This window comes from Pseudoalteromonas sp. SD03 (assembly GCF_040937955.1).
In the GTDB taxonomy this organism is placed as follows: domain Bacteria; phylum Pseudomonadota; class Gammaproteobacteria; order Enterobacterales; family Alteromonadaceae; genus Pseudoalteromonas; species Pseudoalteromonas tetraodonis.
Genome location: NZ_CP162515.1, coordinates 698,519 through 718,725 on the forward strand (window position 1 = coordinate 698,519; position 20,207 = coordinate 718,725).

Genomic DNA, 20,207 nt, shown 5'->3' on the forward strand with positions numbered 1-20,207 from the left:
TTAGTTTGTTAGTACTTACGACGCTCAAGGCCTGTATCAGAAATGATTTTTGCTGAAATTTCTTCAACAGAATGATGAGTTGAATTTAAATGTGCAATTTTATGTTTTTTATACAGCATTTCAACTTCGCGCACTTCAATACGACACTGCCTGATTGATGCGTATTTTGAATTTGCCATGCGTCTGTCTCTTATTGCAGCCAAACGCTCTGGATCAATAGTTAAGCCAAACAGTTTATGCTTATAAGGCACTAAGCATTTTGGTAAACCTTCACTTTCTAAGTCGTCTTCGGTGATCGGGTAATTGGCTGCTTTAATGCCATACTGCAACGCTAAATAAAGACTGGTGGGTGTTTTACCACTTCGACTAACGCCAACTAAAATAATATCAGCCTCCGCAAAGTTTTTAATGTTGCCACCATCATCATTCATCAACGCGTAATTAACGGCATCAATTCTAAAATCATAACTTTTTTCATGAATAGAGTGTGTTCTGTGTACTTTTGGTACTGGCGCTACATTTAATTCTTTTTCAATTTTTTCACTATAGGTACTTAAAAAATCGTATGAAACTGCATCCGCTGAGCGAATAATCTCAGACAACTTATGATTCACAAAAGTAAAAAACACCAAAGGCTTTTCACCTTGCTTAGATGACGTGGCGTTAATAAGCGCTTTTATTTCATGCGCTTTTTCTTCAGTTTCTACAAAAGGGATTGTTTTATGATTAAATTCGACTGGGAATAAAGATAAAGTCGCATGACCAAACACTTCAGATGTGATTGCTGTGCCATCTGAAATATAAAACGCAGTTCTCATAAAGCCTCTTTTTTATTACATTTAATTTTAAAATCAGTGTATCACGGTTTACGTGGGGACGTTTGCCAGTGTAGAATGGTGGCGACCTTTATAAAAGGTTTTCTTTCTTAACTCTCACAGTTACTACTACAATTTGTTTTTTGGAGAAAGATCCGTGCAAGAATACGTTCTCTGGTATCAAGAGCTTGGTATGCAAGATGTTCCTCGAGTTGGCGGTAAAAATGCCTCACTTGGTGAAATGATTTCAAACTTAGCTAACGCAGGTGTGCAAGTCCCAGGTGGTTTTGCTACTACCTCAGACGCTTTTAACGAGTTTCTAGAACAATCAGGACTCAACGCAAAAATTCATGACATTTTAGATACACTCGATGTTGATGATGTAAACACACTCGCCAAAGTCGGCGCCGATATCCGCCAGTGGATTATCGATACCCCATTCCAACCTAGTCTAGACAAAGCAATCCGCGACGCATACAGCCAGCTACATGGCGACACAACTGCAGATGTTTCATTCGCTGTTCGTTCATCAGCAACCGCTGAAGATATGCCAGATGCCTCTTTTGCAGGCCAACAAGAAACGTTTTTAAACGTTGTTGGTATAGATTCTGTAATGACAGCCATCAAACACGTATTCGCTTCGTTATTTAACGACCGTGCAATTTCTTATCGTGTTCACCAAGGCTACGATCACCGTGGTGTTGCCTTATCAGCAGGTATTCAACGCATGGTTCGCTCAGATAAATCAGCATCAGGCGTTATGTTTAGTATTGATACTGAATCTGGTTTTGAAGATGTTGTATTTATTACATCAAGCTATGGTTTGGGTGAAATGGTTGTACAGGGTGCGGTAAATCCTGATGAATTTTATGTTCATAAACCAACGCTGCTTAAAAACAAGCCATCAGTAGTTCGTCGTAATATTGGCTCTAAAGCCATTCAAATGATTTACTCACAAGACAAAGCTCACGGCAAACAAGTAGAAATTGTTGATGTAGATCCAGCACTTTCAAACAAATTCTCGATTACAGATGAAGAAGTGCAAAACCTTGCCAAACAAGCTGTAATCATTGAAAAACATTACGGTCGTCCAATGGACATCGAATGGGCAAAAGATGGTAACGATGGCAAACTATATATAGTTCAGGCGCGTCCAGAAACAGTTCGTTCAAACGAAGACACTAACGTAATGGAACGCTTCCAACTGAATGGCAGCAGCAATGTTGTTGTTGAAGGCCGTGCAATTGGTCATAAAATTGGTAGTGGTGTTGTGCGTGTACTTGATTCAATCAAAGAGATGGACCAAGTACAAGTAGGTGACATTTTAGTTACCGATATGACCGACCCAGATTGGGAACCTATCATGAAGCGCGCGGCTGCGATTGTTACAAATCGTGGTGGCCGTACTTGTCATGCTGCAATTATTGCACGTGAGTTAGGTATTCCAGCCGTTGTTGGTTGTGGTAATGCAACAGACTTAATTAAAGCAGGTCAAGAAGTTACTGTATCATGTGCCGAAGGCGATACAGGTTTCATCTATGAAGGTATTTTAGACTTTGAAGTACTTACTTCACGTGTTGACGAAATGCCTGAACTGCCAATGAAAGTAATGATGAACGTAGGTAACCCAGATCGCGCATTCGATTTTGCACGTTTACCACATTCAGGTGTTGGCCTTGCGCGCGTTGAGTTTATCATCAACCGTATGATTGGTGTTCATCCTAAAGCGTTATTAAATTTTGATGCACAAACAGATGCATTAAAAGCAGAAATCACAGACATGATTGCCGGTTACGAATCACCTGTTGAATTCTATATTGGTAAACTAGTTGAAGGTATTTCTACCCTAGGTTGTGCGTTTGCTCCAGAGCGTGTAATTGTGCGTATGTCTGATTTTAAATCAAACGAATACGCAAACTTAGTGGGCGGCCAGCAATACGAGCCAGAAGAAGAAAACCCAATGATTGGTTTCCGTGGTGCTGCGCGTTATATTTCTGAAGATTTCCGTGATTGTTTTGCCCTTGAGTGTGAAGCAATAAAACGCGTTAGAAATACTATGGATATGACTAACATTGAAATCATGATCCCATTCGTACGTACCCTTGAAGAAGGTAAACGCGTTATAGAATTACTTGAAGAACATGGCCTTAAACGTGGCGAAAATGGTCTTAAAGTAATTATGATGTGTGAGCTTCCGTCAAATGCATTAATGGCTGAAGAATTTTTAGAATACTTCGATGGTTTCTCTATCGGCTCTAACGATTTAACGCAGTTAACGCTTGGTCTTGACCGTGATTCAGGTTTAATCGCGCACTTATTTGATGAGCGCGACCCTGCAATCAAAAAGCTTCTTTCGATGGCTATTAAAACAGCAAAAGAAAAAGGTAAGTACGTAGGTATTTGTGGTCAAGGTCCTTCAGATCATGAAGATTTTGCTGCATGGTTAGTAGAGCAGGGCATTGATTCTGTCTCACTTAATCCAGATACAGTACTAGAAACATGGTTATATTTAGCTGATAAACTCGCTAAATAAATTACCTTGTTAAAAAAATGCCAGCATCTGCTGGCATTTTTTATGGCTTAAAATGTGTGTTTTGCTAATTTTTTATCTAAATAGGCACATAAACGAGTAAGCGCTTTTTGACACCACGCTAAATAACCTCTCGCTTTTGGGTAATACATAGAAAAGCACAGTAAACCTGCAATAAAAAATATTAACGAAGGCCCTGGTACTACGGCAAATAGTAGTCCTAATAAAATAAACAGTGTCCCGCTGATCTGTATAAGTAGTTTTTTCATATAAACCTCATAGTAGGCGTTTAATTTGATTATAACTGCAGCAGCTCATATTACGATTAAAAGAGTGTTACAAACTGTAAAATCTTCAATTTCTATTAGCCATCACCATGATATAATTACACAAATGCATTAAAAAGCGCCGCCATGATAGCAACGATTACACAACAAGATGCCGCGACCGAATTGGTTGCAAATTACTTAAATACCATAAAAAATCAAGGGTTTACTGGAGATACAGACGCCAGTTATGCAACGAGGCTGACTGCATCAACCGATAACAGTATTTACCAGCAGCTTCCGCAAGGTGTTATTTTTCCAAAAAGCGAAAAAGACATTCAAATTGCCTTACAAACTGCATCTCATGACCCGTTTTTGTCGTTAACTTTTGGTCCTCGCGGTGGCGGCACAGGCACTAACGGACAGTCTTTAACCCCAGGTATTGTGGTTGATTTATCACGTTACATGCGTGAAATCCTCGAAATAAATGTAGAAGAAGGTTGGGTACGAGTTCAAACGGGCGTGATAAAAGATCAACTTAACGACTTTTTAAAACCGTATGGATTTTTCTTTTCACCCGATTTATCTACCAGTAACCGCGCAACCATTGGCGGCATGATCAGTACAGATGCATCTGGCCAAGGGTCATTAGTTTATGGCAAAACCAGCGACCATGTTTTAGGGTTAACTACGTATTTAGTCGATGGCACAGCAATGTCTACCAGCCCAATAGACATAGAAAAAGCAAAAATAATTGCCGATCAAGACTCATTAATTGGGCAAATATACAAAACAGTTTTAGATATTTCAATTAGTGAACGCGACGCTATATTAGCCAAATTCCCACGATTAAATCGCTTCTTAACTGGGTATGACCTAGAGCATGTACTAAGTGAAGACTTACAAACTTTTGATATGAGTCGACTAATTACAGGTTCTGAAGGCTCATTAGGTATAGTTACTGAGGCGAAATTAAACCTAACACCCATTGCTGAATTTAAAACACTCATCAATATAAAATATGACAGTTTTGATTCTGCACTTCGCCATTCACCATTTTTGGTTGATGCCCGTGCTACCTCGGTTGAAACCGTTGACAGCAAAGTTTTGAATCTTGCGCGCGAAGACATTATTTGGCATTCAGTATCGGACTTAATAACCGATGTACCAAATAAAGATATGCAAGGACTCAACATGGTTGAGTTTAATGCTGTATCACCACAAGACATAAAAGACAAAGTAGACACTTTATGTAAATTATTAGATGAATGCGTTGAAAACCAAACTAATGGTGTTATTGGCTATCAGTTAACCAGCGATAAAAGCGATATACTAAAAATTTATGCAATGCGTAAAAAATCAGTGGGTTTATTAGGTAATGTAAAAGGAAGCCAAAAGCCCCTCGCGTTTGCCGAAGATACCGCCGTACCGCCTGAAAATTTAGCCGATTACATTGTCGAATTTAGAGCATTACTCGACAGCCATAATTTACAATATGGTATGTTTGGCCATGTTGATGCCGGTGTATTACATGTTAGACCTGCACTGGATATGTGCGACCCAGAACAAGAAAAATTACTACGTACAATTTCAGATGAGGTAGTAAAACTCACCGCTAAATACGGTGGATTAATGTGGGGCGAGCATGGTAAAGGTTACCGAAGTGAATACGGCCCTGAATTTTTTGGTGAGCATTTATTTACCCAATTACGCAAAATAAAATCTGTATTTGACCCAAACAATAAAATAAACCCTGGTAAAATATGCACACCTATTGAAAGTAAAGACTCACTAGTTAGTGTTGATGGGCAGAAACGTTCTTACTTCGATAAGCAAATTTCTATTGATGTTAAAACCAGTTTTAATAATGCAATGACCTGTAATGGTAACGGCTTGTGTTTTAATTATGATGAAAACTCGCCAATGTGCCCATCTTATAAAGTGACCGGCGATCGCCGTAATTCACCTAAAGGTCGCGCAGGTTTAATGCGTGAATGGTTACGACTTCAAGAGTCAAAAGATGTTAATTTGCTTGAAGTAGAAAAAGAGCTAAACAAAGGTGAAGTGATCACCTGGTGGGAGCGTTTTGTTCATAGCCGTGAAAAAAATAAAGGCGTTTACGATTTTTCTCACGAAGTAAAAGCATCAATGGACGAATGTTTAGCATGTAAAGCGTGTACTACCGCTTGCCCAATAAAGGTAGATGTACCAACTTTTCGAGCTCGTTTTTTAAATTATTACCATAGTTATTATGCGCGCCCACTGAAAGATTATTTAGTGGGTAATATCGAAAATAGCGCACCGTTAATGGCAAAGTTTGCTCGGATTATTAACCCAATTGTAAAAACATCATTGGTTAGTAGCATTATTAAAAAAACAGTCGGTTATGTTGATACCCCGCAGCTAAGTATTCCAGCACTCGGTAAACGTATAAACAAAGCGCAAAAATTTGATTTAAATTTACTTAAAAAGTTAAGCGCCGATGAGCAAAATGAGTATGTACTCATTGTTCAAGACCCATTCACCAGCTTTTACGAAGCTGAATTGGTTGAGAGCTTTATTACACTGATCACACAGCTTGGAAAAAACCCCATGTTGTTACCATTTAAACCCAATGGTAAGCCTCAACATGTGAAAGGTTTTTTACATGAGTTTAAAGTGACAGCTAAAAATGCTGCAGAATTTCTAAATCAACTTAACGAAATCAATGCGCCATTAGTAGGTTTAGATGCATCTTTAGTGATGTGTTATCGCGATGAATATAATACAATTTTAGAAAATAACCGTGGTGATTTTCATGTGCTACTTGCCCATGAATGGCTAGAAACACAATCGTTTAAACAGTTAACGGCTAAACAAAATTTAAATACTGAATTTACGTTATTGAGCCACTGCACTGAAACAACCGCTTTACCAAAAGCGGCAAGTGTTTGGAAAACTATTTTTGATGAACTTGGTTTGACATTAAATACTACAAATACGGGTTGTTGTGGAATGGCAGGTACGTATGGCCACGAAGCACAAAACCAAGATAACTCTCGATCGCTTTACGAAATGAGTTGGAAACCTATTGTTGATAAAAATAAACCTGAGCAACTTTTATCAACGGGATTCTCATGTCGCAGCCAAGTTAAACGTTATGAAAAGTTTAAACCCAAGCATCCGATAGAGTTACTGGCAAATGTACTTAGTTAATAATTTAATTAATTAAGCTGAAAATAAAAAGGCGTAACTTATTATTAAGTACGCCTTTTTATTTTGCTTATATTTATTTAGTTTTTTTAGCAAAACTATCTGCTATAGGTTTTGTACTAATACCGTGAATAAACACACTAAATAAAATTGTTGTCATGGCAATGGTCGCAATTTGAAATTTGTTTTCTATTTGTGTGTCTATTACCATTAAGGTAAAAACAATTGAGGCCAATCCTCTTGGCCCAAACCAAGCAAATGTAAAACGCTCTTTAATTGTTAGTGCTGTAAATTGCAATGACAGCATAACCGGTATTATTCTGATCAGTGTTGTACTGAGTAAAGCGTAAATTACTATTTCAGTATTTAATTTCGGGATCACTAAATAAGCACAAACAAAACCGAATAAACACCAAATCATTAAAGAGGAAAAGTCAGCTATATGCTCTGAGTCTTCAATCAGCTCTTTGTTTATTTTAGTACTCGCGTATTTATCAAATAAAAGCCCCGCTACAAATACGGCAATAAATCCACTGCCATGAAAATATTGCGTAAGTGAAAATACAGTCATAGCAAAACCCAATAGTAAAAAAGGACTCGTGTTTTGGGCAAAGTAATGGCGCTTCATTGCAAAATTTAAACACGGAATAAAAATAGCGGTACTTGTAAAGGCTATTAATAAGGCTAAACCAAGTTCTCTGCCAAACACACTTAACGTTTGCGTTGCTGTAATTGCAGATTCAGGATTTTTTGCCAGTAATATAAATATTAAAAAAATAGGAACACATAAACCATCATTCAAACCACTTTCGGTATTTATTCCTTCACGAATTTTTTCAGGTACCTGCGCACTTGCCAATAACCCTTTACTCAACGCCGCATCGGTAGGCGTTAATATTATTGCAAGTAACGCCGCTTGAATAACAGATAAATCGGCAAACAAAAATAACCCAACGGCAATCCCAAGTAATAACGTTAAGGGGAGGGCGATAAATAACAGTAAACTCGGATACTGAAAGCTATGTCTTAAAACACTTAATTTTGACTTAGCCGCATCAGAAAATAAAAATATACTGAGTGTCAATTCTATAAAGGGCAGTAAAAAATCTATGCCGGTTTTTATTCTGCTACTTTCGTTAGGTAAAAGTGTGGCAAGCAATATCCCACCAATTACAAAAAACATTGGCCCCGTTACTTCGGTTTTTTCTAGTTGGCGAAATGTTAAGGAATAAACTAAAAATAAAACGCCAATAAATGAGATCACTAAGTATTCCATTAAATTTTCCTTTTAATTCCAGATTTAGCCCGCTCTTTTATATTTGTTTGAATATAAATTTGATCGGTTGTAGCAATTTTTGCATGGCCTAAGTCTTCAGATAAATGTTTTAAAGGGCGAGTTTGTGCGTCATGCGTTGCCCCCGTATGGCGTAACCAATGCGCAGTGGCCGCTTCTAATTGTTCCGCGTCATCTTTAAATCCATCATCAAGTAAAGATTGTTGCGCAATATCGAAACTTTGTTGTACCAATCTGCGAATTTGTCTTACGGTCATTCCACCCTGACCACGAATTTTATGAACTAGAGGGTCTGACTCATCAACGCGGGGCAGAGCAGGCAAGCCTCGATACAAGCGATAACGTTTTAAATACTCAAGAAAATCATCACTTAATGTTACATCGCGTAATTTATTTCCTTTGCCCATTATTCGTAAAAACCAAAAGCCATCATTATCTTGCCAAAAATGAGACATAACAGGTGACCATTGTGGTCGCTCTGATAATTCTGAAATTCGAAGGTAGAGTCCTTTTAAACAGGCGAGGGTAAATAAGTTTCTTTCATACTCTGGTTTTTTTTCGCATATATCTCGGGTAACGCCAAATACATATTCCCATTGAATATCACTTAATGTATCGGGGATTTGTATTTGCGATTGCACAACCAAGTAGGGACTATTTTTTTTAACAACAGGTACAAAGTTAGCAAAGGTTTTTTCTTCTAAAATAGCGAATTTATAAAATACATTGAGGGCAGTAAACATGGCCGATAATGTTTGCTGACTCGCAATAGATTCTTTTAACATGAAAGGGCGCCAATTTTGATTTAACCGACGAATTCCTTGCTCATCTTTATAACGCCATTGAACAGATGTAGATGCCCATTTTTTATCCGGTTCAACCATAAAATCAACATAGGCTTCAATATCTTCACGCTTAAGTTCAAATACAGATTTTTCAGCTATAAGCCATGACCATAAATAAAAACGTTCCAACTCATTACGAAAACGACTATAGGTTGCCTCAGATTTTCGTCCATAAACATATAAAAACTGGTATAAAAAATTAAGATCAGCCTTTGATTCAGTTACAGTCAAGCTGACTTGCTGTATAAAAGAGGCTAGTTCTGGATATTCTGATGAGAGTGTATTATCTTCAAGATGAGCTATTTGATAACGTAATTGTTTTAATGTATCGACCAGAGCAACAAGCATAATAGTAAAATATATAAGAAAATAATAGACTTATAGGTTAACCTTAAAGTCCGATACTGTCTAGTATTGGACATAATGAATTTTGATATTTATGCTAAACGCAGATTTATTAACCATATACCTTATTAAAGGAAAAATCATGAAAAAATTACTTCTGTTGAGCATGTTAGTTATTAGCGTTTTATTAACAGGTTGCGCTACTACAGGCAGTGCTTCCCCTGGAGAAAAACGTGCTTTAGTACAAAGTATGAAATCGAATACATTAACTGCTCTATACGAAAAAAAACCAGATGTTAAAACTCAAATTGCAAACTCTGCCGGTTATGCTGTATTTGATAATGCCAATGTAAACGTTATTTTAGCCAGTTTTGGTGGTGGGTACGGTGTAGTAAAAAATAACCTAACCGGAAAATCTACCTATATGAATATGGGTGAAGCTGGTTTAGGCTTAGGTTTAGGTGTTAAAGATTTCAATATTGTGATGGTTTTTCACGATCAAGCTGCGTTAAATAGATTTATTAAACATGGTTGGGCGTTCGGTGGTAATGCCGATGCTGCTGCAAAATACCAAGATAAAGGTGGCGCTTTAGTTGCCGAAGCTATTGCTGACCAAGTTACTGTTTACTCTTTAACCGAAAGTGGCCTTGCACTGCAAGCTGTTTTAAAAGGTACTAAATTTTGGGTCGATTCTGAGCTAAACTAAGCTATCAAAACCCTATCATAAGTGGGCTAGTTTGTATGATTACGCCCACTTTAATTTAAATTGCTTAATTTAACATAACATAACTTATGGGTGATCATATATTTACTTACTTTGATATTTCACTCAGCTTATCCCCTCCAACTGGCCCATGGTCAGATTTTAGAATTTCTTATCATGACAACGTTATGTCTGCGCCTTGGGGCAAAGTGAAACCGTCCGATGTTCAACTCGTTCATCGATATAAATGGTCAGCAAAGGAACATGAATCCATGTATAAAATACTTAAGGGACAAAATAAGACCCAAGATTTATATTTATCTGACCTACAAAGCCAACTTTTGGATATAATTGGTGAAATATCACAAAGGACAGGTAACTAACTTTTCTCGAGATATAGAGCCTTAAAAAAAGGCTCTAGTAATTAGTATTAGATATTATTATTTATTAATTTCAGTGATACTTTTTAACTTTTCCTCTTCAATCTTCACTTCGATTCTTAACTTCTTCACTTTATAGTATTTTTCAATTAGTACGAATGGGTTAATCCATCGTGTAAGTAAATAGAAAGGCGTGATGTATATATTATTAAATAGTTCTATAAAATCTGTAAGCATGCTTACTCCATAATTAATTGTGCGATTTATTGTTAATCATGGGTATCACAATTTCATTGACAAAAGCATCTCTCTACATTATCATCTAAGTGTCAAGTTTAGATAAGTTGTATTAAAATACTTATTTCAAGCCGTTGCAACCCATGTAACGGTTACTTCTTTTTTTATCTCTTCTTATTGTTTCTTTACTTAGTAAAACATCCTTCTTATCTCTTAATGTAAATCCATTATAACATGTTTTTTACCATCAGCAAAACACACCTAATTTGTCAAGTATTATTTTTAATTATTACACATTATATTTAAATTAAATGGTATAGCTTTTGCTTTGAACTCAACTGGTAAGTTCATATAAGGTATGTTAACAATAAGAATGGTTTTCAAAAATACTAAGCAATTAATTCTGTCGATTATTACCGAATTTAATAAGTTTAAACTTTTACATTTGGTCAAACTGTCATGAATGACTGCATATGTAACCAATTAATAAAAAAGGGCTTTTCGCCCTTTTCTTTAATATTACGTACCGTAATTTATACGGTGATCAGCTATCAGCTATCAGCTATCAGCTATCAGCTATCAGCTATCAGCTATCAGCTATCAGCTAAAATAATTTAACGCTTATAAAATCTATTATTCTCTTTTCATTGTTTAATGAATATCAGAAAACATGTATAAAATATTTAAAGTACAAAAAAACTTAGAATATTTATTTATCCGACCTAAAAAGCTAACTATTAAATATAATTAAAACTTAAACACTTTAATATAAAGGCTTACACTCTTTCATTTATATCGCTTGAGTTGGTTATTTTAATTTTTAAAGTTAAATTAGTTATATAACTTCAAATCAAAATTCTCAGCATTTAATTTTTTATCAAACGCCTCGGCCAATTTCTCAGTTTCACTAAACACGGTGTTCCAATATTTAATACGCGTGTCTGCATCAAGATCAGTAAAGTCGTTTCTGTCTGGGATTTTTCCGTAAGGTAAACCCGCGACAAATTCTTTTGATGGGGTGATCATCACAACGTTATCATAATTTTTTGGTGACACTTTTCGTTTTAAATTTTTATCGAACCACCCTGCTTTTGGTTCTGAATTAAAATGCGGATACAAAATTAAGCCTGGGTTATTAATTTTTAAATCAAAGTGGTAATCAATAATGCCGCCATCGCGGTAAATTCCTGGTGGGGAACCGGCAATATTTTTTATGCCTTGCATTACTAGTGGTATAGAGCCCGATGCCAATAAGGCATCTTTTAAATTTGTTTGTGTGAGTGCGATATTTTGAGTTTTAAAATTGTAGCTGTCGGTAATACTTAAATCACTATTGGGCGCGCCAAAAATAAAACGCTCATATTGCGAGCCTAATAATTTTCGATTAACGCGGTTAAGCATATAACTTTTTGATAAACCCAAAAGCTGTATTAATTTATTCTCACTGGCAATAAACCCGTTAGATTTTGCGACAATAAAATGCGCTTTAAATACCGGATTATTTATAATTTCAGTAACGCCATCATCACCAAACACATCTTCAAGTAATGCGCGGGCTTTAGTGGTAATCTCAGTTGGGGTGGGTTTATTACTAGAATATCGGGTTTGCGAATACGATTTTGCTAAACGTTCAATGGCTTTAACTGGATCGTTTTGTGCAAAACACGCAGAACGAAAAGCCCCTGCCGATGAGCCAATTAAATTAAGCGGTTGGGTGCGATGTTTAAAAAATTCGCCAAATATATATTTGTCTAAGCCAAATAAGGTAAACCATTTAGGGCCACCACTTGCCCCTAAAAACGAGGTAAAAAGCTCAGGTTTAAACCCTTGTTCGTTTATTATTTTTGCTGCAGTTTTACCTGCAAAAATGTCGATCATCTAAAAATACTACCTGTAGAGTCGCAGTTTAATGTTGTTAAAGCCAAACTTAAAAATGAATACTTATGCAATAAAAAACTTTTAAACTTTAATCTTAATCCCAAATTCCGTCTTCACATTTGCCCTGCACTTTTACGTTTTTTACCTTAAATTCAGGCTCTATGCCTTTGTCTCTTTGTGCGTGGTAGTCGTTAGTAACAGACAAAATAGTTGGCGTTAACAGTATAATAGCGATTACGTTCACCACTGTCATTAACCCTAGGGCAATATCGGCTAAATCCCATACTTGTTTTAATGTGGCTGATGCGCCCCACAACATCATTGATAAATAAAGCAAAGTATAAATACCGCGCCCTACTTTGTTATCAAGCTTAAATAGGTGCAGGTTACTTTCAGCGTAGGCGTAGTTAGCAACCACCGAGGTAAAAGCAAATAAAGTAATGGCAGCGGCTACAAAATACACGCCGCCTTGCGCTAAGTGTGAGGTCATAGCGCTTTGGGTTAAACGAATGCCTTCCATTTCGCCGCTTATGTTCACATCGGCCAATAAAATAATAACCGCGGTACAGCTACAAAGTACAATGGTGTCGAAGAACACGCCTAGCATTTGTATGTAACCTTGGGTAACCGGGTGGTTAGGAATGGGGCTGGCACTTGCCGATGCATGCGGCACACTACCTGCGCCTGCTTCGTTTGAATATAACCCCCGTTGAATACCGTTTTTAATCGCCGCCCCCATGGCGCCTGCGCCTGCTTCTTGTAAGCCAAATGCAGATAAAAATATATCTTTTAGCATACTGGGTACTTGGGTAAAGTTAATCAGTGTGATTATCACAGCAACCAGCACAAACACGATGCCCATAACAGGGACTACTCGCTCAGCAAAGCGGGCGATGGCTTTAAAGCCACCTAAAATAATTGAACCGGCTAACAAAGTGATCACGATGCCGGAGTAGTGAGTGGGAATTTCAAAGGCATAATTAAGCGCATCGGTAATGGTGTTGGTTTGCATGGCGCTAAAGGTAAAGCCGTAACCTAAAAATAAGCATAAAGCGAAAACAATGGCAAAGCCGCGACTGCCTAAACCTTGTTGAATGTAATAAGCAGGCCCGCCTCTAAAATCGCCATTACTATCTCGAATTTTATAAATTTGCCCAAGGATGCTTTCTGCAAAACCGGTCGCCATACCCAGTATGGCAATCACCCACATCCAAAATATGGCGCCACTTCCACCAAGTGATATAGCAACAGCCACACCGGCTAAATTACCAGTACCAACACGCGCACAAAGCCCGGTACATAACGCCTGAAAAGAGCTAATGTTATTTTTATCACACTTGCTACTACCTTTTAGCAAGCTAAACATATGTGTAAATTTAACGAGTTGAATAGCTTTTAAACGGACAGAAAACCATATGCCAGCAAAAAGTAAAATGTAAATGAGTACTTGGCCTTCGCCCCATAAAAGGCTATTTACACTTTTGATCAGCGTGTCGAACATCAGGCTTCCTTTTTATTATTATTTGCCACGGTATTAATTTAGCGACGTGAGTGTTTAAGTTTAGTAGAGACTTAGCCACTTTATAATAAAGCTAATTAGATGTGAATTATTTTTCTTTATTGGTGAATATAAATTCACCCAATAACTAATTTATATTGCAGTGTAATTGCTGATGTAAAAGGAATGTTTTAGGAAGGAATTAGTCGCGTGCTTTAATAACCGTTCGCGCGTTATTTTTGAGGTAAAAAAAACGAAAATTTCTCACGGCTAAATGACTGCCATGAGAACAATAAATGATGATTTATTACCTTGCTGATAATAAACACACAGCTACGCTATGTAGCTGTGTTTATAATCATCCTGATCTGGGTGATGGTTTTTTAAGTAGTTATGGCCTGCTGCTAAACCAAGTTTATAGTCAAATCGTAAGTCATCATTTGAGCTGCCTAATAACTTACTATACAACTTTTGATTTGCAAAAATTTGGATTATTTCTACATCTTTTGGTGGGTTAGCAATAAATGCTAACTCATCTTCGTAAGCTTGCTCATGTTGTAATAAGTAGTCTATTGTTTTTGGGCAATAGCCAGATACTTCAACAAATGATTTTAATTTACTTACCCATGCTGATTGAGCCTGAAAGGCTTCATCAACGGTGCGTATAACCACAATTTTGCGTGCGCCACGATTATATGCTTCGCGTACAGGAAGCGGTGCGGCAAGGCCACCGTCTAAGTAAAAATCAGACTCTGACTGTATCTCGGTCTTACCTAATTCATTTGCGGCTAATGCATTTAACCACGGCGTCAATTTTACACCTTGCTTATATAAAAATGGCAGTGCACTTGACGCTTTTAATAGCTCTCGCCATTGCTGGCCTTCCCCTGTTGGGGATAAAAAATAAGGTTTGCGATCACGGGCATTAGTTGCAGTAATTAATAGCTCACGGTCACCTAAACTGGCTTTTGCGGTTTTAAAATCAAGCGCTCTGTTCACTTCGGTAGTTTTATCAAAGTACCAATCTAGGTCAACAATATGTTTACCCATTAGGCCGCGACCTAATTGAAAAAAACGTTTATGACGCGAAAGGCCTCTGATCAGGCGTTTAGCATAGCCTTTTTGACGCGCCAAATAGCTTGTTAAGTTTTGAGAGCCTGCAGATGTGCCAATAAATAAGTCAAATGGATCATACTCTTGCTCTAACCAGGCATCGAGTACACCCGCGGTAAATATCCCTCGTTGTCCGCCACCTTCTGCTATCAGCGCTACTTTTGGCTGCACTGAGTTGTTGCCTGAATGGGGTGTCGTACTATTTTGAGATTTCACGCTTTACCTTCCTATTTATTTAGCTGAATTTTGTTGCATACCCTTATAATAATCGTTCAATATTCATAATTAAAATTGATTGTTTAAATCAGTTCTATTGAAAAAATAGAACAAGCTTTTTCATTGCCACTTTTTAAAATAATGTAAAATGGCCCCGACGTAATCAACTTTAATCTGTTTAATAGCATAACAAGCGTTGAGTGTACGCTTGCTTAACCAATTGCTTATCCATGTTTTATTTGCATTAAAATTTCAAGCGCTTTATGGCGCTTTTCATTATCAAATAAGTCGTTGGTGAATATAAGCTCATCAACCCCTAATTGATTTACAATCATTTCTAGCTTGTGTTTAATACTGGCTGGCCCACCGGTAACACTTAATCCTAAAAAGCTCTCAACATGAGCGCGCTCTTGTTCGCTCCACAAACCTTCCATTGTTTCTACTGGGGGTTTTAACCACAGCTCGTCGCCTCTAATTAACGATAACACTCGCTGTTTGGATGTAGTTGATAAGTACTGTGCTTCTTCATCTGTATCTGCAGCCACTAAAGGTAATGCCAACATGACATAAGGCTTAGCTAATACATTTGATGGTTTAAATTCTCGTTTATACAAGGCTATTGCATCATGCACAAAACGCGGTGCAAAGTGCCCCGCAAATACATAGGGTAATCCTTTTTGTGCAGCTAACTGCGCACTAAATAAACTTGAACCTAAAAGCCAAATGGGCACATTGGTGTTTTCACCAGGTATTGCTCGCACGCGCTTAGTTCCCTCATAAGGGCCCAATAATGTTTGTAACTCGCTCACTTCATTAGGAAAGTTTTCAGCACGACTGATATCGTTATTTAATGCACGACTTGTCACAGGATCGCTACCCGGGGCGCGCCCTAACCCTAAATCAATTCGACCTGGGTATAAACTTTCTAAGGTGCCAAATTGCTCAGCAACAACTAAAGAAGCATGATTAGGTAACATAATTCCACCCGACCCTACGCGTATTTTTTTAGTGTTACCGGCTATGTGCCCCACCAAAATTGAAGTAGCCGCACAAACAATCCCAGGCATATTATGATGCTCGGCTAACCAAAAACGGTTAAAACCGAGTTCCTCGGCTTTTTGTGCGTAGGCTGTACTTTTATTTAAGGTGTCACTCACAGTGGCACCCTTAGGCATAGGCGCCAGTTCTAATAACGAAAAAGGAATGGTTGATAACAAAGTAGCACCTCCAAATTAAATAGCGATTTATAGCGCTAGCCATAAATAATGAGTCTACGCTAAGAGATGGGTGTACATTACAGTCAATTCAAGGCGCCTTGCCTTTTAAAAGCTAAATAGCGATGTGATTGAACAACAATTAAGTTAACTATTTTTAGCCGCAGCGTGTTGACGCTTTAGTTTATAAGCTTCTGAATCAAGCCCTTTTTTCCAATAGCCCGATGCAACAATTTGACTGCGCGGTATAGCTAATTCATCAGTTAATATGGTTTTTGCTTTACGGACTAAGCCAGCCTCAAGTGCCATAAATACAATAGGTTGTTGCTCACTAAGTGGTAGCGATTTTAATGCGTTTATCATATCTGTATCGGGGTTATTTGTTATTAACCAAGTTACATCACGCGAGGAGTCTAAGCTAATCACATCATCTTTTGTTGGTGCATGAATAATCGCGTCAATTTTTGCGTTTATAGGCAATTGTTGCACGTAGCCTTTAATTGCATTAACCGAAGTTAAATCGCCAAGTAATAGATAATATGAATGATCATAGTTATCCAACTTTTTAGGGCCTGGCCCTGTTATACCCACTTCCTCGCCTACTTTTGCTTCTTTAGCCCAATTAGTGGCTGGGCCTTGGTGCATATTTATCACAAAGTCGAGGGTAAGTGCACCAGTGTGCTCATCAACATGTCTTATAGTGTATGAACGCATACACGTAGTTTTAATATTAAAGTCAACGCGACCATTTTGTGGAATAAGCACCTTAACGTAGTTACCAATGTATTGGGCACTCAGGTCGTTAAACTCATCTGAGCCGACAATAATGCGTTTTAAATGTGGGGTTATTTGCTTTGTGCTTAATACGGTTGCTTTGCGTACTTTTTTACCCATATAAATTTACCTCACTAAAATGATGAATTGCACAACGCCCCATTGGTTGATAAAATCAACTATAGCAATTTAATTGACTTTATCAACCATTATGGATTTATTATGAACTCTTCATTGGCCAATACATTATTTGCTTTAATGCAAAATTATCGCGTTACCATACGCGAAGCCATTAATGCAGGTGAGCTTGGATTAAACGCGATGCATGTACGTTGTCTGCATATTATTGCAGCGACACCTCAGTGCACTGCTAACGATATTGTGAATCAAACCCAACGCGACAAAGCCCAAATAGCACGGTTAGTGAAAGAACTGCTCGCGCTAAACTTAATTCATAAAAATGCCAGTGAGCATGACAAGCGTTGTTTTATTCTGTCGTTTACCGCACAAGGGTGCACGCTTTACGACAAATTATTAAACGCTGAGCAGCATGTAAATGCGCAAATGTGTAAAAACTTAAACCCACAGCAAATCAATGACTTCTTAGATACAGCTCAGCAAATGATCAAAAATATGGATTGATCGCAGATCCATTACTTGGCATAACTTATATAAAACGCATATACTGTACACTTATACAGTATATGCGTTTTAGGTTGTGTTATGTTTGTTATTCCCATTTATATAGAGGCCGGTGTATGCGGATTTGAGTCACCTGCAGCACAATATACAGAGCTTGGCGTTTCACTTGATGAGTTATTAATAAAGCACCCTGATGCCACGTTTATTGGGATAGCGTCTGGGTGCTCTATGCAAGAAATTGGTATTTTTGAGGGCGACTTACTGTTGGTTGACCGCGCTGAAATACCAAAAGATGGCGATGTTATTGTGGCTAACTTAAATGGTTTATTTGTATGTAAGCTGCTTGATAAGACCAATGCACGCTTGCTATCAGCCTCTTCTGCTTATAAGCCGGTGCAATTGACTGAGTCAGATGAGTTTCAGCTTGAAGGTGTGGTAACTCGCTCTATTAGGCTGCATCGCCAAAGCCCTGAGTTACTTTCATGTATGCCTTAGTTGATGCCGTGGCGTTTTATGCCAGCGCCGAAAAAGTATTTGACCCCGCTATTCGCTCAAAACCTGTGGTGGTGCTTACCAATAACGACGGTTGTGTGTGTGCGGTCTGCCCAATTGCGCGTAAGCTTAATATTCCTAAATTTGGCCCTTACTTTAAAGTTAAGCAGTTACTAGAACAAAACAATGTGGTTGTACGCTCTAGTAACTATGAACTATACGCTAATTTAAGCGACCGGATGATGAGTGTAATTGGCCGCTTTTGTGACACCCAGCATGTTTACAGTATCGATGAATCGTTTTTACACTTTAATGGTTATCAACCTTTAATTAACGATTGGCAAGCATATGGGCAACTAATTAGGCGTACTGTATGGCGCGAAACCAAACTCCCTGTTGGGGTTGGCTTTGGGCCAACACCGACCTTAGCCAAAGCCGCTAACCATGCAGCTAAAAAACTAACTGGCTTTAATGGTGTTGCAGTGATTGACGATGAAGTAAGTCGCCGCACTATTTTGCAACGAATGCACTGCCAAGATGTTTGGGGGGTGGGCAAACGTTTAGCTAAAAAGCTGGCTCTCATGGACATTCATACCGCGTGGCAACTGGCTGAGCAAAGCCCAAAAACAATTCGCCGCCAATTTAGTGTGGTGCTTGAGCGCACAATTAACGAGCTCAACGGCATTACCTGTTTAAACTGGGATGATGTACGCCAAGATAAACAAGCTATTTTTTCAACTCGTAGTTTTGGTCAGCGACTTTGCGACCCCGATGCAGTTAAAACCGCCCTAATAAATCATGCTAGTGTAGTTGCACAAAAATTAAGAGCGCAACAGTCGCTAACTCATCGTATTTATATTTTTGCTGCCAGCTCATCACATGAACACGCCTTTTATAAAAAGTCAGTTATGCATCAATTTGATCCGCCTACTAACGATACTCGCGTTATGGCCAATGCGGTATCAAAGAGTTTTGAGCAAATATATCAACCGGGAATTCGATTTTATAAATGTGGTGTGGGCGCATTAGAGCTCAGCCCGCAGCAGTTTCAACAACATCATTTATTTGATAAGCAAACCGATAACCCGCAGTTAATGAGCTGTTTAGATGCTATTAATCATAGATACGGTAAAGGAATGCTTAGCGTGGCGAGCAGCCAATTAAATGATCATTGGCATATGAACAGGGCTTTTTTATCGCCGCAATACACGACTCGTTGGCGTGATATTCCAAAAATAAAATGCGATTTATAGACGCTTTAATTCAAACTTACATTGAACATTAGCATTTTTAATCGAATATTCTAACTGTGTGTCAGAAACAAAATTTAGCGTGCGGCTAACATCTAATGTATCGCTATTATTGTCACACCTGTCTTGGCGCAAATCCATTGTTAAACCAATATTCGTATATTTAAACTTAGTAGTCACTAGGCAAAAATCAGGGACTTTATTAGTTTGTGTTCCATTATGTAAATCAATAAAAGAAATTAAACTACCAAGTCTAAAACCCAAATCGGTATTATTTCTATCGAGCCACATTAATGAACCTGAATCACAATAGCGAGCATCGCCTGAAATTAATTCATAATCGCCAACTTTACTATTAAACAAGCTAACAAACTTAGTTTTGTTACTAGGTAAAATCGTTTTAGCAAAAGACTGATTAGCAAAAAACAAACAACCAATACACAATAGAACTTTATAATTCTTCATTAAAAAAACCTAACGAGTCACAATATAATTAGCTTAACACATTAAGCCTACTTACTTA

General features: G+C 37.9%; 16 protein-coding genes. 6 read left to right on the plus strand and 10 right to left on the minus strand.

What is annotated here, in order from left to right; translation table 11 throughout:
* Positions 1–8: 8 nt before the first annotated feature.
* Complete coding sequence (locus ABZP26_RS19435; RefSeq protein ID WP_008464475.1) at positions 9–818, minus strand: pyruvate, water dikinase regulatory protein; 810 nt, start codon at positions 816–818, stop codon at positions 9–11.
* A gap of 154 nt (positions 819–972) precedes the next feature.
* On the opposite strand from ABZP26_RS19435, the gene ppsA reads away from it, so the two are divergent.
* Positions 973–3,348 (plus strand): phosphoenolpyruvate synthase, encoded by a 2,376-nt coding sequence (gene ppsA / locus ABZP26_RS19440; RefSeq protein ID WP_016898933.1) that lies wholly within the window; start codon positions 973–975, stop codon positions 3,346–3,348.
* 47 nt (positions 3,349–3,395) lie between these two features.
* On the opposite strand, the gene ABZP26_RS19445 is transcribed toward ppsA, so the two are convergent.
* Positions 3,396–3,614, minus strand: coding sequence for a PGPGW domain-containing protein (locus ABZP26_RS19445; protein WP_024602473.1), 219 nt, complete (start codon positions 3,612–3,614; stop codon positions 3,396–3,398).
* A 144-nt stretch (positions 3,615–3,758) separates the two neighbouring features.
* Here ABZP26_RS19445 and ABZP26_RS19450 point away from each other — a divergent pair, with 144 nt between their 5' ends.
* On the plus strand, positions 3,759–6,806 hold the full coding sequence (locus ABZP26_RS19450; RefSeq protein WP_368485724.1) for an FAD-binding and (Fe-S)-binding domain-containing protein: 3,048 nt from the start codon (positions 3,759–3,761) through the stop codon (positions 6,804–6,806).
* A 73-nt stretch (positions 6,807–6,879) separates the two neighbouring features.
* On the opposite strand, the gene ABZP26_RS19455 is transcribed toward ABZP26_RS19450, so the two are convergent.
* A complete protein-coding gene (locus tag ABZP26_RS19455) occupies positions 6,880–8,079 on the minus strand; it encodes a sodium:proton antiporter (protein WP_024602475.1) in 1,200 nt (399 codons plus the stop codon).
* Positions 8,079–9,290, minus strand: a complete 1,212-nt coding sequence (locus tag ABZP26_RS19460; RefSeq protein WP_024602476.1) for a tyrosine-type recombinase/integrase — start codon at positions 9,288–9,290, stop codon at positions 8,079–8,081. The genes ABZP26_RS19455 and ABZP26_RS19460 overlap by 1 nt, the downstream gene beginning before the upstream one ends.
* Before the next feature lie 139 nt (positions 9,291–9,429).
* Between ABZP26_RS19460 and ABZP26_RS19465 the strand changes: the two genes are divergently transcribed.
* A complete protein-coding gene (locus ABZP26_RS19465; protein ID WP_008108715.1) occupies positions 9,430–9,993 on the plus strand; it encodes a YSC84-related protein in 564 nt (187 codons plus the stop codon).
* 1,445 nt (positions 9,994–11,438) lie between these two features.
* On the opposite strand, the gene ABZP26_RS19470 is transcribed toward ABZP26_RS19465, so the two are convergent.
* From ABZP26_RS19470 to ABZP26_RS19490, 5 genes are all read right to left on the minus strand, one after another.
* The gene (locus tag ABZP26_RS19470) at positions 11,439–12,485 is read right to left on the minus strand and encodes a patatin-like phospholipase family protein (RefSeq protein WP_368485725.1); all 1,047 of its coding nucleotides are present in this window, start codon (positions 12,483–12,485) and stop codon (positions 11,439–11,441) included.
* A gap of 94 nt (positions 12,486–12,579) precedes the next feature.
* A complete protein-coding gene (locus ABZP26_RS19475) occupies positions 12,580–13,986 on the minus strand; it encodes a sodium:alanine symporter family protein (RefSeq protein WP_013463345.1) in 1,407 nt (468 codons plus the stop codon).
* Positions 13,987–14,316: 330 nt separating this feature from the next.
* On the minus strand, positions 14,317–15,312 hold the full coding sequence (locus ABZP26_RS19480) for a patatin family protein (protein ID WP_013463343.1): 996 nt from the start codon (positions 15,310–15,312) through the stop codon (positions 14,317–14,319).
* Positions 15,313–15,536: 224 nt separating this feature from the next.
* On the minus strand, positions 15,537–16,529 hold the full coding sequence (locus ABZP26_RS19485) for an LLM class flavin-dependent oxidoreductase (protein ID WP_013463342.1): 993 nt from the start codon (positions 16,527–16,529) through the stop codon (positions 15,537–15,539).
* Between the two features lie 144 nt (positions 16,530–16,673).
* A complete protein-coding gene (locus ABZP26_RS19490; protein WP_368485726.1) occupies positions 16,674–17,420 on the minus strand; it encodes a siderophore-interacting protein in 747 nt (248 codons plus the stop codon).
* A gap of 102 nt (positions 17,421–17,522) precedes the next feature.
* Between ABZP26_RS19490 and ABZP26_RS19495 the strand changes: the two genes are divergently transcribed.
* From ABZP26_RS19495 to ABZP26_RS19505, 3 genes are all read left to right on the plus strand, one after another.
* Entirely contained in the window at positions 17,523–17,942 is a 420-nt protein-coding gene (locus tag ABZP26_RS19495; protein WP_028834599.1) for a MarR family winged helix-turn-helix transcriptional regulator, read from the plus strand.
* 81 nt (positions 17,943–18,023) lie between these two features.
* Positions 18,024–18,437 carry a LexA family transcriptional regulator gene (locus ABZP26_RS19500; RefSeq protein WP_013463339.1) on the plus strand — a complete coding sequence of 138 codons (414 nt, stop codon included), beginning with the start codon at positions 18,024–18,026 and terminating at the stop codon, positions 18,435–18,437.
* Positions 18,425–19,687, plus strand: coding sequence for a Y-family DNA polymerase (locus ABZP26_RS19505; RefSeq protein WP_058156082.1), 1,263 nt, complete (start codon positions 18,425–18,427; stop codon positions 19,685–19,687). Before ABZP26_RS19500 ends, ABZP26_RS19505 begins: the two co-directional genes overlap by 13 nt.
* On the opposite strand, the gene ABZP26_RS19510 is transcribed toward ABZP26_RS19505, so the two are convergent.
* Positions 19,682–20,149 carry a hypothetical protein gene (locus ABZP26_RS19510; RefSeq protein ID WP_058156080.1) on the minus strand — a complete coding sequence of 156 codons (468 nt, stop codon included), beginning with the start codon at positions 20,147–20,149 and terminating at the stop codon, positions 19,682–19,684. The two genes, ABZP26_RS19505 and ABZP26_RS19510, sit on opposite strands and share 6 nt — an antisense overlap.
* Positions 20,150–20,207: the final 58 nt, after the last annotated feature.

Coding starts and splice junctions, on each gene's coding strand:
- ABZP26_RS19505 (WP_058156082.1), top strand. CDS start 18,425: ATGTATGCCTTAGTTGATGCCGTGGCGTTTTATGCCAGCGCCGAAAAA.
- ABZP26_RS19445 (WP_024602473.1), bottom strand. CDS start 3,614: ATGAAAAAACTACTTATACAGATCAGCGGGACACTGTTTATTTTATTA.
- ABZP26_RS19450 (WP_368485724.1), top strand. CDS start 3,759: ATGATAGCAACGATTACACAACAAGATGCCGCGACCGAATTGGTTGCA.
- ABZP26_RS19460 (WP_024602476.1), bottom strand. CDS start 9,290: ATGCTTGTTGCTCTGGTCGATACATTAAAACAATTACGTTATCAAATA.
- ABZP26_RS19510 (WP_058156080.1), bottom strand. CDS start 20,149: ATGAAGAATTATAAAGTTCTATTGTGTATTGGTTGTTTGTTTTTTGCT.
- ABZP26_RS19470 (WP_368485725.1), bottom strand. CDS start 12,485: ATGATCGACATTTTTGCAGGTAAAACTGCAGCAAAAATAATAAACGAA.
- ABZP26_RS19495 (WP_028834599.1), top strand. CDS start 17,523: ATGAACTCTTCATTGGCCAATACATTATTTGCTTTAATGCAAAATTAT.
- ABZP26_RS19455 (WP_024602475.1), bottom strand. CDS start 8,079: ATGGAATACTTAGTGATCTCATTTATTGGCGTTTTATTTTTAGTTTAT.
- ABZP26_RS19465 (WP_008108715.1), top strand. CDS start 9,430: ATGAAAAAATTACTTCTGTTGAGCATGTTAGTTATTAGCGTTTTATTA.
- ABZP26_RS19435 (WP_008464475.1), bottom strand. CDS start 818: ATGAGAACTGCGTTTTATATTTCAGATGGCACAGCAATCACATCTGAA.
- ABZP26_RS19490 (WP_368485726.1), bottom strand. CDS start 17,420: ATGGGTAAAAAAGTACGCAAAGCAACCGTATTAAGCACAAAGCAAATA.
- ABZP26_RS19500 (WP_013463339.1), top strand. CDS start 18,024: ATGTTTGTTATTCCCATTTATATAGAGGCCGGTGTATGCGGATTTGAG.
- ABZP26_RS19475 (WP_013463345.1), bottom strand. CDS start 13,986: ATGTTCGACACGCTGATCAAAAGTGTAAATAGCCTTTTATGGGGCGAA.